The 13,334-nt window shown below is 65.4% G+C and carries 11 protein-coding genes; 8 read left to right on the forward strand and 3 right to left on the reverse strand.

The features are described 5' to 3' along the window. The first annotated feature begins 168 nt into the window (after window positions 1–168). The gene (locus MU521_RS07500) at window positions 169–1,248 is read left to right on the forward strand and encodes a BMP family ABC transporter substrate-binding protein (RefSeq protein WP_092690719.1); all 1,080 of its coding nucleotides are present in this window, start codon (window positions 169–171) and stop codon (window positions 1,246–1,248) included. 126 nt (window positions 1,249–1,374) lie between these two features. On the opposite strand, the gene MU521_RS07505 is transcribed toward MU521_RS07500, so the two are convergent. Next, window positions 1,375–2,616, reverse strand: a complete 1,242-nt coding sequence (locus MU521_RS07505; RefSeq protein ID WP_092690716.1) for an amidohydrolase family protein — start codon at window positions 2,614–2,616, stop codon at window positions 1,375–1,377. 494 nt (window positions 2,617–3,110) lie between these two features. Between MU521_RS07505 and MU521_RS07510 the strand changes: the two genes are divergently transcribed. Genes MU521_RS07510 through MU521_RS07520 form a run of 3 tightly spaced genes read left to right on the forward strand, consistent with a single transcriptional unit; the run spans window position 3,111 to window position 6,887 of the window. Beyond that, window positions 3,111–4,787: an ABC transporter ATP-binding protein gene (locus MU521_RS07510; RefSeq protein ID WP_245681163.1), complete on the forward strand. Its 1,677-nt coding sequence runs from the start codon at window positions 3,111–3,113 to the stop codon at window positions 4,785–4,787. Continuing rightward, on the forward strand, window positions 4,787–5,896 hold the full coding sequence (locus tag MU521_RS07515; protein ID WP_092690714.1) for an ABC transporter permease: 1,110 nt from the start codon (window positions 4,787–4,789) through the stop codon (window positions 5,894–5,896). Before MU521_RS07510 ends, MU521_RS07515 begins: the two co-directional genes overlap by 1 nt. Further along, complete coding sequence (locus MU521_RS07520) at window positions 5,889–6,887, forward strand: ABC transporter permease (protein ID WP_092690712.1); 999 nt, start codon at window positions 5,889–5,891, stop codon at window positions 6,885–6,887. The genes MU521_RS07515 and MU521_RS07520 overlap by 8 nt, the downstream gene beginning before the upstream one ends. A gap of 24 nt (window positions 6,888–6,911) precedes the next feature. On the opposite strand, the gene MU521_RS07525 is transcribed toward MU521_RS07520, so the two are convergent. Then, the gene (locus tag MU521_RS07525) at window positions 6,912–8,210 is read right to left on the reverse strand and encodes an amidohydrolase family protein (RefSeq protein WP_217630126.1); all 1,299 of its coding nucleotides are present in this window, start codon (window positions 8,208–8,210) and stop codon (window positions 6,912–6,914) included. A 399-nt stretch (window positions 8,211–8,609) separates the two neighbouring features. Here MU521_RS07525 and MU521_RS07530 point away from each other — a divergent pair, with 399 nt between their 5' ends. The 3 genes from MU521_RS07530 to MU521_RS07540 are packed head-to-tail and all read left to right on the forward strand — an operon-like array spanning window position 8,610 to window position 10,998. Next, a complete protein-coding gene (locus MU521_RS07530; RefSeq protein ID WP_092690707.1) occupies window positions 8,610–9,977 on the forward strand; it encodes an aromatic ring-hydroxylating oxygenase subunit alpha in 1,368 nt (455 codons plus the stop codon). Continuing rightward, entirely contained in the window at window positions 9,974–10,504 is a 531-nt protein-coding gene (locus MU521_RS07535) for an aromatic-ring-hydroxylating dioxygenase subunit beta (protein WP_092690704.1), read from the forward strand. The genes MU521_RS07530 and MU521_RS07535 overlap by 4 nt, the downstream gene beginning before the upstream one ends. 2 nt (window positions 10,505–10,506) lie before the next feature. After that, window positions 10,507–10,998: a hypothetical protein gene (locus tag MU521_RS07540; RefSeq protein ID WP_092690701.1), complete on the forward strand. Its 492-nt coding sequence runs from the start codon at window positions 10,507–10,509 to the stop codon at window positions 10,996–10,998. A 39-nt stretch (window positions 10,999–11,037) separates the two neighbouring features. Here the strand turns inward: MU521_RS07540 and MU521_RS07545 are convergent, their stop codons facing one another. Then, window positions 11,038–12,684 carry a GMC family oxidoreductase gene (locus MU521_RS07545; protein WP_092690698.1) on the reverse strand — a complete coding sequence of 549 codons (1,647 nt, stop codon included), beginning with the start codon at window positions 12,682–12,684 and terminating at the stop codon, window positions 11,038–11,040. Window positions 12,685–12,879: 195 nt separating this feature from the next. Between MU521_RS07545 and MU521_RS07550 the strand changes: the two genes are divergently transcribed. Further along, complete coding sequence (locus MU521_RS07550; RefSeq protein ID WP_092690695.1) at window positions 12,880–13,293, forward strand: cupin domain-containing protein; 414 nt, start codon at window positions 12,880–12,882, stop codon at window positions 13,291–13,293. Window positions 13,294–13,334: the final 41 nt, after the last annotated feature.

Consider the following 13,334-nt stretch of genomic DNA (forward strand, 5'->3'; position numbering starts at 1 on the left):
CGCACATTTGTGGCCCACTTGCGCCAGAACGGGTGCTTCGAGATGTGTCGCGGCCAGAAACGACCCATATTGAGATATTTTTATGTATCTCCGAATATCGTTGCGAGTGTGGAGCAAATAGAGATATGAGCGAAGATAGCGGGCAACTAACTCCATATAGTGAAACGAATGAGTAGAAAAAAGCTAACGCGACGGAACGCGATCAGGTCGGCCGGCGTACTCGGTGCGCTGGGGCTGGCCGGGTGTTCGCAGCTGTCCGGCGGCGGCGGCGGGGACGGCGATCAGTTGCAGGCGGCGTTCGTGTACCAGACGAACCTGGGCGACGTCGGCTGGACCCGTGCCCACGAAAACGGTCGGCTGGCCGTGGACGACTCGTTCGACTGGATCACGACGGAGTACTCCGACGGCGTCCCGGGTAACGAAGTCCGGTCGGTCTTCGAGCAGTACGCGAACTCGGGATACGACATCGTGTACGGCTGCACGACGGAGTATCAGGACCCGATGCTCCAGGTGGCCGAAGAGTATCCCGACGTCACCTTCGAGCACTGCAACGGGTTCGAGACCGCGGAGAACATGGGACGGTACATGGGCAAGTTCTACCAGGGATGGTACCTCTGTGGCGTCGCCGCCGGCCACCTCACCGAGTCCGACACGCTCGGCATGGTCGTCCCGATCCCGATTCCACAGATCATCCGCCAGATCAACGCGTTCACGGTCGGCGCACGGGCAGTCAACGAGGACGCGACGACAAAAGTTCGATTCCTGAACGGCTGGGCCGACCCGTCCGGAGCCAGACAGGCGGTGAACGCCCTCGCCGACGAGGGTGCCGACGCGATCGGGAGCAACATGGTGACGCCCGCCGCGCTCCAGGCCGCCACCGAGCGAGAGGCGTACAATTTCGGCGTCAACACGTCGATGGCCGAACAGGCCGGCGAGTACTACGCGACAGCCCAGATCAACAACTGGGAGCCATTCTACAAGCAATCCGCCAAAGACGTTCGTAACGGCGAATGGACCGCGGACTCCCTGTGGGGCGGCCTCGAAACCGGCATCGTCGACATCGACGACTTCGGGCCGAAAGTCCCCGACGACGTCGTGAGCGACGTCGAGACGAAACGCTCCGAGATCGAGAACGGCGAGCGAAGCGTCTGGACCGGCACGAAGTTCGAGGGCTGGAGCGACGCCGAACTGTTCTCGGACGTCGGCAGCTACGTGGAGGGCGTGGAGGGGTCGGTTCCGAGTAGCTGAGAACCCATCGCCGTCCGAGACGCGAGCCAGCCCGGGACGTCCACCACTCTTGTCCACCATCGAACTCCCGGGCGGATTCGTTTTCGTCGACCACACATCAGCCTGCTGTATGTCCCTCGCGTCCGTTCAGAGTTCGTGCTCACCGTCGGGACCGACGGTCGTCGCGGTCGACGAGGAGGCGACGACGGCACCGTCTTTGAGAACCACTGGACGGGGACGGCGCGTCCGCAACAGTTCCATGGGGTCCGACTCCGCACAGACCGTGAGGTCTGCCTTGCACCCGGGTGCGAGCCCGTACGCGTCGAGTCCCAGTGCACTCGCGGGGTTGTGCGTGACGCTATCGAGGAGTCGTCCCACGTCGGACGGGGTTCGCATCCCGACGACGTGGGCCAGCAACCAGGCGGGTTCGAGCATGTCCAGGCTCCCGAAGGGACTGATCGTCCCGGCGATGTTGTTGTGGCCGACAGAGAGCGTGACACCTGCGTCGAACAGGTCGGTCACGGCTGTGGTATCGTGGTCGGCGACGATCTGGTCTTCCTTCGGCGTCGTGACCACGTCGAGGTCGGCTCGTTCGAACAGGTCGATCACGTCGCGGCGATGCCACTCGTCGTAGTACGAGAGCGCACTGACGTGGCCGACCTGGACTCGGCCCTCCATCCCCTCGTCGATCGTCTTCCGCGCGATGTACTCGGCAGTCCGAGCCGTGGTCGAGTTGAGGCCGTCCGCGTGGAGGTCGATTTCGGCGTCGTAGGCCCGGGCCAGTCGGAAGTACTCGTCGATGGTCGTTCGTTCGAGTTCGGCCGTGTCCTCCTTGTTCGGCTCGCCACCGACGGCGTCGACACCCATCTCCAGTGCCGTCTCCAGGCGATCGATGTCCGCCTCCGTCAGCCCCTTTCGGTCCCCGCTCAGGACGAGGGGCATCGCGACCGTCTGGATGTCCGCGATATCCGAGAGTGCCGCTTTGGCGTCGAGTGCGGCCTCCACGCTCCTGTGTTCCCACACGTCGCCGACGTCGAGGTGGGTCCGGATCTTCGTGGTGCCGTTCGCGACGGCGGCGCGGGTCGCTCGCTCGATCCGTTCCCGGACGTCGGCGACGGTGAGATCCCGTTTGATCTGCCCAGTCAGTTCTATCAGTTCCGGAAGCGTCCCGTCCGTCGGCGGCTCGGCGAGGTCGGTGAAGTAGGCCTTGTCCAGATGCGAGTGCGCGTCGACGAACGACGGGAGGACGAGCCCCCCGCCGGCGTCGATCTCGACCGGTGCCGTGGCCGCTATTTCCGGGCGAACCGACTCGACGTACTCGCCCTCGATGCCGATGTCGACCGGCTGTGACTCGTCTCGCACCGTCGCGTCGCGGATGACGACGTCCATACCGAGCGTCCCCGCCCGCGAGGAATAAGCCTACCCGCGACACACTCCGTTTGGTCGCCCCACACTACCCGACAGAGTACGGGAACGCCGAGACATTCGTTTCGAAACTCGCCTTTCCTCACGTCTCACGAGATCTCGACGGCGGGGTTGACGATATCGAAACTGTCGGCTTCGACACGCCGTAATCGATGCTCTCGTGCGCGACGATGCGATCGAATGAAGACGGTCGCCATCTCACAGCCCATCTCGTATCGGGGCAGTCTATTGTACTCAGTCGGCCGGTGACGGTGTCGACGAAGTCCGGCATCGTGAGCGTGCGAGCCGGAAATTGGTGTTGTGCCGTCACGGCATCACCCCGACACCGTCGGGCCTGTCTAGAGTTTGTAGTGGTTTCCGGCACAACACGCTACAAACGAAGACATATTGACCGCAAAGGTTCTGCCAACAGAAGAAATTATATGTGGATGTCGTATATTCAGCCATCAGTGACCGTCATGACCGACGACCTTCTTCGAATGGAGTCGATCGTAAAAACGTTCCCGGGGGTCATCGCCAACGACCACGTCGATCTCACCGTTCGCAGGGGCGAGATCCACGGCCTGCTCGGCGAGAACGGTGCCGGCAAGAGTACGCTCATGAAGGTTCTCTATGGGCTGTACGCGCCGGACGAGGGGACGATTCGGTTCGACGGGGAGCCACTGCGCCTCGACAGGCCACAGGACGCCATCGACGCGGGTATCGGGATGGTCCACCAGCACTTCAAGCTGATCCCGCGGTTGAGTGTCACGGAGAACATCGTCCTCGGGAGCCGCGAGCCGGCGGCTCCGTTCCGCCAGGAGAACCTGGGGGATGGCCCGCTGGCGACCCTCCGGTCTTCCGGCCCCGTGCAGGCGGTCGCGTCACGGTTCTCGCTCGGTCTCGACCGACCGAAACGACGGATCAGTGACCTGGCCGACCAGTACGGGTTCGACATCGACGTGTCCGCGCCCGTCAGGGAACTCGACGTTGGGCAGCGCCAGCGCGTCGAGATTCTGAAAGCGCTGTACCGGGACGTCGATCTGTTGATTCTGGACGAGCCGACGGCCGTACTGACGCCGGTCGAGGCAGAGCGGCTGTTCGAGACGCTGGAGCGACTCGTCGACGACGGGCTCTCGGTCATTCTCATCACGCACAAACTCAAAGAGGTCAAATCGGTCACCGACCGGGTGACGGTGCTTCGGGAAGGGGAGGACATCGGCACCGTCGAGACGGCGACCGTCGACCGATCGGAACTCGCGCGGATGATGGTGGGACGCGACGTGCTCTTCGAGATCGACAAACCGGACACGACCGTGGGCGAACCGGTGCTGGAGGCGACCGGTGTCAGCGCCATCGACGACCGCGGCGTCGACAAACTGTCGAGTGTGGACGTCCGCGTCGACGCGGGGGAGATCGTCGGAATCGCGGGCGTCAGCGGCAACGGGCAGAAACAGCTCGCCGAGACAGTCGCCGGTGTCCGGGATCCGACGGCCGGGACGATCGAGATCAGCGGTCAGGAGCTGGCCGACGCGCCGCCCGAGGAGTTCGTCGCGCAGGGTGTCTCGTTCGTCCCCGAGGACCGGCACGAACACGGCTGTGCCGGTGACCTGTCGGTGATGCACAACGCCGTGATGAAGGACTTCCGGGACGAGCAGTTCGGCGATTCCGTCCTGTTCGACTACGGCAGTGTGGGCGATTTCGCCTCGGAACTCGTCGACGACTTCGACGTTCGTGGTGTCAGCGACGTGACCGCAAACTGTGCGAAGGATCTCTCCGGGGGGAACCTCCAGAAACTCATCCTCGCCCGGGAGTTGGCGCGGGACCCGGAGCTACTCGTGGCGAACCAGCCCACTCGCGGGATCGACGTCGGCGCGATCGAGTTCGTCAGAGAGCGCCTGCTCGAACAGCGGAATCGCGGCACCGGGGTCCTCCTGTTCTCGGAGGACCTCGACGAGTTGTTCGATCTCAGCGACCGGTTGCTGGTGATCTACGAGGGCGAGATCGTGCTGCGAACGACGCCCGAGGAGACCACCAGAGAACAGGTGAGCGTCGAGATGAACGGCGGTGGCGACGCTCAGGTGGCCGTGGCGGACGCGGACCCGGCGGACGCGGCGACGCGACGCGCGGCCGACGGTGGCCGGAGTGAGCAGTGATGCTGGTCGACATCGAAATCGACGCGCGGGAGCAAACGCCCTCCTGGATCGCCTACGGGACGCCACTGTTCGCGATCGCGGCGGCACTGGCCGTCAGTGTCGTCGCGCTGGTCGCGATCGGCGTGAATCCGATCGCGGCGTACGTCGAGATGTTCCTGCGTCCCTTCGGAACGGTCGCGACTATCTCGAACGTCCTCGTGCGTGCGACGCCGCTCATACTCGTCGGGCTTGGTGTCTACCTGCCGATGAAAGCGGGCCTGTGGAACATCGGTGCGGAAGGGCAACTGCTCGCGGGGGCGATCGTCGGCACGTGGATCGCCATCAACGTCACCCTGCCCCAGTTACTCGTGATCCCCGTGATACTGCTCGGATCGGCCATCGCGGGCGGACTGTGGGCGTTCATTCCCGCCTGGCTCCGCGCGAAGTGGGGGATCAGCGAGATCATCACTACCCTCCTGTTCACGTTCATCGCCGCGGACATCCAGCTGTACCTCGTCCGGGGTCCGATGCAGGGTGGCTCCGGCGGGTTCCCACAGACGGAGTTGCTCCCGGCGGCCGCCGAGTTCCCGGCGATCCCGGGCACGAGAGCGCACGTCGGCCTCCTCGTCGCACTGCTGATCGTCGTGCTGGTCTACGTGTCGATGAACCGAACTCGGTTCGGGTTCCGGGTCAACTTCGTCGGGTCGAACGCGGACGCCGCCGAACAGGCCGGGATGAGTCGGTACAGAGTGTACCTGCTCACGCTCGTCGCCGGCGGGGCGCTCGCGGGGCTGGCGGGGATCAGCGAGATCGCGGGCAACCAGAGCCGACTGCACGCGTCGTTCGCACCGGGCTACGGGTACACCGCGGTGCCGATCGCGTTGCTGGGCCGTAACGGTGTCTTCCGGATGTTGCTTGCGGCGCTGTTTTTCGCCCTCCTGTTCGTCGGCGGCAACCGGGTCACGGTCGCCATGGAAGTCCCGTCGGCGATCATCGACATCGTCCAGGCGCTCGTCATCCTGTTTCTGATCACGGCGGAGTTCTTCCAGCGGTACCGACTCAGCGTCTCCATCGGCCGCAGAGACGACGGTCGGTCGATCCGCGGAAGCGAGGTGACCACGGATGACTGACGCCTCGTTCCTCATCGGACTCGCCGACGCGACGGTGAGTGCGAGCACCGTCCTCATCCTGGCGGGCCTCGGAGAACTCATCAGCGAGCGGGCGGGCATCCTCAACCTCGGGGTCGAGGGGATGATTCTCGTCGGGGCGCTCTCGGGCGTCGTCGCGACCGTGATGACCGGCAGCTACTGGATCGGATTCGCCGTCGGCTCGATCTGTGGCCTCCTGACGGCGACCATCCACGCGTTCCTCTGTATCTCACTGAAAGCAGACCAGGCGATCAGCGGGATCATGCTAACCCTGCTCGGGACCGGGGTCACGACCTACTTCGGACAGCAGTGGGCCAGCGCCCAGTTCACCGGGTTCCCGGACCGGACCCTGCCAGTGATCGGCGGCCTGCTCGTGGAGATCCCGCTCCTCGGGCCGACGGTGTTCGAGGGGCCGGCGACCGACTTCATCGCGCTCGGCCTCGTCGTCGCGGTCTGGTGGTTGCTCACGCGGACGAACCTCGGCCTGGAGATGATCTCCGTTGGCGAAGATCCGGAGACGGCCGACACCATGGGTATCGACGTCTTTCGGATGCGGTATCTCGCAGTGTTGATCGGTGGCCTCCTCGCCGGAGCCGCCGGTGCGCATCTCTCCCTGGCGTTCAACGGTATCTGGACGAACAACATCGCTGCTGGACAGGGCTGGATCGCCGTCGCACTGGTCATCTTCGCGCGCTGGCGTCCGGGGCGACTCCTGGTCGGGGCGTACCTGTTCGCCCTGTTCAACTCGCTTCGGCTCCGGTCACAGAGCCTCGACCTCGCGCTCGGTCCGGAGTCGCCGCTGGCTGGCCTGCTCAACCCGGTGATCGAATTCCTGCTCAACCCCGCGATCATGTCGATGTACCCTTACATCGTCACGCTCGTCGTCCTCGTCGCGACGATCGTCCTGCGCCGGGACGACGACAGCGCACAACCGGCGGCGCTCGTTCAGGCGTACAGTCGCGAGGCGGACTAGTCGACGGGCCGAGAACTCAGGCCCTCAGGCCCACTCCTCGTCGTCGCGACGCTCGACCAGCGCTTTCGCCTTCTCGTCGTAGTTCTCGATGATGGCGTCCTGATCGCCGTGGAGAAAGTCACCGTCGTCGACGACCCGATCGCCGGCCACGAACACCGTCTCCACGTCCGACGGCATCGCGGCGTGGACGAGGTTCGGGACGACGTTCTCGGCGCCGAAGTGCGGGCTCAGGTGTGGCTGCTGGAAATCCAGCAGGACGAGATCCGCCTGTTTGCCCGCCTCGATGGAGCCGATCTCGTCGTCGAGACCGAGTGCCCGTGCCCCGCCCATCGTCGCCATCCGGAGCGCTTGCTCGCCGGGGATCGCCCGCGCGTCGAGCCGGTGGACCTTCTGTAAGAGCGCCGCGTTCTTCATCTCCTGGATCACGTCGAGTCGATTGTTCTCCTTGATGCCGTCCGTCCCGAGGCCGACGGGGACCCCGTGATTCAGCAGTTTCGGGACCGGCGCGACGCCGGAGGCGAGTTTCTCGTTGCTGGTCGGACAGTGTGCGACGCTCGTGTCGGTCTCCGCCAGCGCCTCGATCTCCCGGTTCGTGAGCCACACGCAGTGGGCCACGACGGTCTTTGGCCCCAGGATACCCCAGTCCTCGAAGACTTCGATGGGGCGCATACCGTATCGGTCGGTCAACTCCTGGGCCTTCTTCGGCGACTCCTCGCCGTGGGTGTGGATGCCGACGCCGTACTCCGCCGCCAGGTCCGCGACGCGCCGGTAGGCCGCCTCGGTACAGTACTCGATGTGTTCCAGGCCGAACCAGACCTTCACCCGGCCGTCGGCGGTGTCGTGGTGCCGTTCGACGAGGTCGACGTTGTCCTGGACGGAGGGGAAGTACTCGAACCCGTCCCGGTCCGCGACGTACGGCGAGAGGACCGCCCGGAGCCCGTAGTCGTCGACCACCTCGGCGGCCTCCTCCATGTACCGGTACATGTCCAGCGTGCACGTGATGCCCGCTTTCGCCATCTCCGCGTAACACAGCTCGTAGGCTGCCCGGGCGTCCTCCCTGCGGAGCGCGCGGTGTGTCGGGTCGACGTGTTCGACGAGCCACTCCCAGACCGGCATGTCCTCGGCGAGCCCCCGAATGAAGCCGGAGTGGACGTGGAGGTTGATCAGCCCCGGGATCACGACCTGTCCGGTGGCGTCGACGGTCTCGTCCGCGTCGTATTTCGATTCGAGTTCCGCGGTCGGTCCGACATCCTGTATCTCGTCGTCCGCGACCAGGACGGCGCCGTCCTCGTAGATCGTACTCTCGTCGTCGACAGTTACCACTGTGCCGCCTGCTACGAGTACTTCTGTCATCGTCTGTCTGGACGTGGCTTCCTGCCGGCCGACAATAAACGTACCTTTGCGGAAACCGAGTGAATACACAAATTCGTCGAATTTGTGCGTTCGAAGCCGAACGAGCGTGCTCCCCTGGCCGGGTATCTCCCGGCGGACCGTATATCGCTGTGTCGGGCCGCGTGTCGCCACGCCACAAGCGGCACACTGGTCCGCCCACGACTCATCCTCCCGAGTCGACGTGCCTCCCACGGTCGGGTTGCCACAGTGAGTGTGTCCGGCTCGGTTCTGTTATTCAACCTATTGCGGGAAACAGCCCCGATTTGTTTGCACTATTGGTCGAGTTTGCGACGAGAAGTAATAAGTATCCTGTAAAATTTTTACACCGTGATGGCAACTGAGTCTTCGGACCCCAGTCGAACGGACCGGCTCGTCGAGCGGACGGAGTCGGGGCTCGACAGCGGGCGGTTCCCGATGGAGATCATCAACGACGAGGAAGTGTATCAGGCGGAGCTCCGGCGCGTGTTCGCTCGCGCCTGGGTGTACCTCGGTCACACATCCGAATTCGAAGAGCCCGGTGATTACGCCCGCCGGTACATCGGCGAGGACCCCTTCATCGTCACCCGGGACGAGAACGGGGAGATGCACGCGTTCCTCGACAGTTGTATGCACCGCGGCGCACAGTTCTGTACCGCGGAGACGGGGAACACGTCTCACTTCAGGTGTCCGTACCACGGCTGGACCTACAAGAACGACGGCACGCTCCAGGGGATGCCCCACATGAACGAGGCCTATCAGGACCTGGACGAGGAAGAGATCCAGTTACAGGAGGCCAATCTGGCGACGTATCACGGCCTCATCTTCGGTCGCATCGCCGACGAGGGGCCGTCGCTGACGGAGTATCTCGGGGACTTCACCTGGTACCTGGACGTGCTGTTCAACGCGACGGAGGGCGGGCTGACGGTCGTGGGCGAACCCCACCGGTGGGAAGCCGACTACGACTGGAAGACCGCGGCCGACAACTTCTCCGGGGACTCCTATCACGTCCTCACGACCCACCAGGCCTCCCTGGAGACGAAAGAACTCGAGTTGGGGCCGTGGGAGGAACTCGACGACTACCTCGAAGCGGCGTATCTCAGCTGTACCGACTCCCACTGTGCCGCCTACTACCTCTCCGAAGACCCGGACACGTACATGGGCTACCCCGAGGAGATCGAAGAGCGCATGCACGAGGATCTGACTCAGGAACAGCGGGACCTGTTCGCCCGGTCGGTGTTCCACTTCGGGACGATCTTCCCGAACACCTCCTACATCCACGGCATCCAGTCGGGCGGGTGGGGCGGGCCGTGGGTCTGTCTCCGGAAGTGGCAGCCCCGCGGCTGTGGCAAGACGGAGACGATCAGCTGGTGGCTGGTCCCCGAGGAGTTCGCCGACGACGAGGAATTCCTCGACGACTCCCACAGCGGCTGGAACAGCCTCAGCCCCGCGGGTGCGTTCGAGTCTGACGACCTCACGGTCTGGGAGGGAATCTCCGAGAGCAGCGGCGCGCTGACCCACGAGTTGCGCGGCACCGAGGGGAACATGCAACAGGGGATGGGTGACATGACGGACCTGACGGAGACGGTCGACGATCCGGTGTACGGGCCCGCAGAGACGACCTGGCAGGGCGGCTACTTCGACGAACGGAACTCGCGGATGTTCTACCAGGCGTGGTGTGAGATGATGTCCGGAGCCGCGAACCCGGAGGGTGAACGATGAGTACCCAGCACTCCCGACCGGCGGTGGACTCCGAAACCCGTCACCGCGCGGAGTCGTTCATCTACAGGGAGACGGACCTGCTGGACACGTTCGCACTGGAGGAGTGGCTCGAACTCCTGGCGGAGGACTTCACGATCTCGGTGCCGGTCCGGGCCTCACGAGACCCCGGGTCCGAACAGGACGAGTTCAGTTCGCGCTCGTACTACCTCCGGGAGGGGATCGAACGGATCCGAGAGCGTGTCGGTCGGCTTCAGAAGGAGTACGCCTGGTCCGAGAACCCACGGTCCCGGGTGCGACACGTCGTCGGCAACGTGCGGATCCTCGACGCCGAGGGCGACGAACTGACCGTCTCGAACAACCAGCACGTGTTCCGGAGTTACGGTGACGAACCCGACCACGACCTGCTGTCCGCACAGCGACACACCGTCCTCAGGGAGACCGCCGACGGCTTCCGGATCGCCGACCGGACGGTGTACCTCGACCACACCGTGTTGAACACGAAGAACATCACGCTCCCGCTTCTCTGATCATGTCGCGACAGTACAGCAGTGTCCACCGACCGGCGGACGCCAACCTGACGGTCACCGACGAGCACGGGACGGTTCGGGTCCAGAAGCTGGTCTCGCAGGGCGAGCGACTGGAGATCACGGACGGAGACGACGATATCAAACTCGACTCCCTGTTGCTGGAGGGGCTCTCCTGGCAGCGTGAACGGGGTGTCCTCGCGGACGTGATCGGCGGTCTGGACGACCCCGATCCGGTCCCGCTCACGGGCGGTGATCCCGACGACTCGGGCGGTGAGGTCTCGATCTCGAACGAGTACTCCCACACGACGGTCCGGAAGATCCACACGGAGGCCGGCGAGGCGATCCAGATCGAGACGCCGGCGCGGGGGACGAGCATCAACCTCGGCGTGCGCAGTCTCCGTGCACTGACCTCCGTCTCCGACACCTACGTGTTCTCCGAGTGGTTCCGGACGCCCTTCGGCCCCGAGGACGATCCGGTGGAAGGCCCCCTCTGACGAGGGCGACCGCATCCGAACTCCAGACGCTCCCCGACCCTAGACGGTGAGGAACTCGACGGCCCGTTCCGCGAGCGCGACCGTCGCGAGGTTGGTGTGGGCACGCACCGTCGTCGGCATGATCGACGCGTCGACGACGAACAGGTCCTCGACGCCGCCGACCTGACACTGCGGCGTAACCACGGCACCTGGATCGTCGAGCGCACCCATCCGACAGGTGCCGACCGGGTGGTAGTACTGGGCGACGTTACGTTTGATCTGGTCTTCGAGCGCGGCGTCGTCGGAGACGTCGATCGGTTCGGCGCTCCCGTCGTGCGTTTCCAGGACCGGTGGGCCGGCCCTGATCGACCGCATCGGCTCCGTGTCCAGCAGTTCGACGGCGTGTTTGACGCCTTCGCGGAGCCGGACGAGGTCGCGGCGATCCGAGAGCATCCCCACGTCGACTGCTGGGTCGTCCCGCGGGTCGGCCGAGGTGACCTCGACCCGTCCCTGCGAGTGGGTGTCGAACATCCCGATCACCAGGCCACCGCGCTGGGCTCCCTCCCTGTTCGTCTCGGTGAAGTTCCGTGCGAGCGCGTGGAGTTCGCGCGGTCGGGAGTAGGGCAGGTCGGCCTGCCAGAAGAGGATCGTCGACGCGAAAAATCCCGACGGGTCGTCGACGCGAGCGTCCGGCTCCAGTGGGAACGACAGCGCCAGGAGCGGGTGATCGATCACCCGACCGAGTCCGGGTCGAGCCGAGCGCAGGGGGGCATCGACCGCCGCCACCTGCGCCCGCGGCCCGATCCCCGACCGGACCAGGATCGTCGGGGTGTAGATCGCGCCGGCCGAGAGGACGACGGTGTCGGCCTCGTAGGACTGCCGGGTCCCGTCGACGAGGGCCTCGACGCCGGTCGCGACACGTCCGTCGAACCGGACACGGTCGACCAGCGCACCCGTCCGGACGGTCAGGTTGTCGCGCTCCCGGACCGGGTCGAGATACGCCTGCTTGGTCGACACCCGCACTCCGTCTTCGACGTTTCGCGGCGTCGCCCCCAGTCCCGTCGTGTCGGGTGCGTTCAGGTCGAAATCGGGCGCGACGGGGTGACCCAGCGCCACCGCTGCGTCCCGGAACGCGTGATCGACCGGCCCCCACTCGTCGCGTTCCGGTCGCGGCCGCCAGACCGGCGTGGGCCCGTCCCGTCCGTGGTGGGCCCGGTCGCCGAGTTCGTCGGCCTCGCACTGTCGCAGGCGACCGGCCATCTCCTCGGCCGACCAGCCGGCACAGCCCGCCGCGACCCACCGGTCGAAATCGGCGAGCGGCGGCCAGAGCCACAGCTGTCCGTTGACCGCCGACCCACCGCCGAGCCCCTTCCCGACGTAGTACCGTTCGGGCGGCTTCGCACTACTCAGGGTGGCCTCGAGCTCCGGCCACACCATGCGGTCGGCCGCCAGCAGGTCCATGAAGTTCCCGGTCAGCACCGTCTCGTCGACGGTGTCGGCTCGCCAGTCCTGCCCGGCTTCCAGCAGTAACACGTCCTCACCGTCGGCCGAGAGCCGGTTCGCCAGCACGCACCCCGCCGACCCGCCGCCGACGACGACGTACTCGTACCCACTCATGCACACCACTTCGGCATCCCGTTCGACTGTGGCGGTGACGGGGCCGACGCGCTCGGTCGGCAGTCGCGACGCTTCGCCCAGCAGGTGCAACGCGTCTCCATATCCCCGCTGGGACGGGCCGCGACTAAACAGTACGGGGGGCACGGGACGTGTGCGGCGTGAACGAACGTCGACACCGACCACGACGGCCGTGGATCCGTTCCAACACCTGTGTCGGATGTGCCAAACCCGGCTCCGGCACAGTGGCACCCGAACGCATAACAGCCGGCCCGAGAACGATGGGGTATGGACCCGTTGCGACTCGATTCGCTCGCACTCGAAGCGGTCGAACAGGAGGGCATCGACGGTGCCCGGTGGCTGGGGACGTTCCCGTTCACCGCGGACAGACCAGGGGAGACGGTGGCGGAGGCGACGGACTACACCGTCGTCTACAACGAACTCGAACCGGGAACGATGATCGGGCGGCACCGGGACGGCGTCGACGAACTCGTGTACGTCATCGACGGCACCGTCGAGACGACCGTCGACGACGAGACGACGACGGCTGTGAGCGGAGATCTGGCCGTCGTCCCGGCCGACGTCCCGCACTCGGTCCGGAACACGGGAACCGAGACGGCCCGCCTGCTGGGCTTTTTTTCGAGTGGCGACGTGGAATCGACGTTCGAGACGGAGCCGGTGCCGTGTGACGACCCGGACTGAGTCCCCGTGCCCCACATCGCCGTGTACTGCTCCCACGACCG

This window comes from Halorientalis regularis (genome assembly GCF_023698535.1).
GTDB classification, from domain to species: domain Archaea; phylum Halobacteriota; class Halobacteria; order Halobacteriales; family Haloarculaceae; genus Halorientalis; species Halorientalis regularis.